This window comes from Mesorhizobium sp. P3_A9 (assembly GCF_056402975.1).
Map to the genome: position 1 here is coordinate 1 of NZ_JBFUGJ010000700.1, position 1,185 is coordinate 1,185.

A 1,185-nucleotide genomic window follows, 5' to 3' on the forward strand; every position below is an offset into this window, starting at 1 on the left:
CAGCTAAGGTCCCCAAGTTATGGCTAAGTGGGAAAGGATGTGAGGATCCCAAAACAACCAGGATGTTGGCTTAGAAGCAGCCATCATTTAAAGAAAGCGTAACAGCTCACTGGTCTAAATAAGGGTCTTTGCGCCGAAAATGTAACGGGGCTAAAGCCATACACCGAAGCTTAGGGTTTGGTCCGCAAGGGCCAAGCGGTAGCGGAGCGTTCTGTAAGCTGATGAAGCCATACCCGTGAGGGGTGGTGGAGGTATCAGAAGTGCGAATGCTGACATGAGTAACGTAAGGGGAGTGAGAGACTCCCCCGCCGAAAGACCAAGGGTTCCTGCTTAAAGCTAATCTGAGCAGGGTTAGCCGGCCCCTAAGACGAGGCGGAAACGCGTAGTCGATGGGAACCACGTTAATATTCGTGGGCTTGGAGGTAGTGACGGATCATTGAGGTAGTCCAATCTTATCGGATTGAACGGGCTGCTGCGTGGTTCCAGGAAATAGCTCCTCCTTATAAACCGTACCCGAAACCGACACTGGTGGTCTGGTAGAGTATACCAAGGCGCTTGAGAGAACTATGCTGAAGGAACTCGGCAAATTGCACGCGTAACTTCGGAAGAAGCGTGACCCTTTTCTACGCAAGTAGAGGAGGGTGGCACAGACCAGGGGGTAGCGACTGTTTATCAAAAACACAGGGCTCTGCGAAGTCGCAAGACGACGTATAGGGTCTGACGCCTGCCCGGTGCTGGAAGGTTAAGAGGAGGGGTGCAAGCTCTGAATCGAAGCCCCAGTAAACGGCGGCCGTAACTATAACGGTCCTAAGGTAGCGAAATTCCTTGTCGGGTAAGTTCCGACCTGCACGAATGGCGTAACGAYKKCSCCGCTGTCTCCAGCATAGACTCAGTGAAATTGAAWTCSCYGTGAAGATGCGGKGTWCCYGCGGYTAGACGGAAAGACCCCGTGMACCTTTACTATAGCTTTACATTGGCATTCGTAGTGGCATGTGTAGGATAGGTGGTAGGCTTTGAAACCTGGGCGCCAGCTCAGGTGGAGCCACCCTTGAAATACCACCCTTATTACTATGGATGTCTAACCGCGGCCCGTTATCCGGGTCCGGGACAATGTATGGTGGGTAGTTTGACTGGGGCGGTCGCCTCCTAAAGAGTAACGGAGGCGCGCGATGGTGGGCTCAGAAC

Annotated in this window: 1 rRNA gene; it reads left to right on the forward strand. The window is 53.0% G+C overall.

Annotated elements, in window-relative coordinates:
• Positions 1-1,185: ribosomal RNA gene (locus AC1DX0_RS36110) — 23S ribosomal RNA — on the forward strand; the annotation flags it as partial.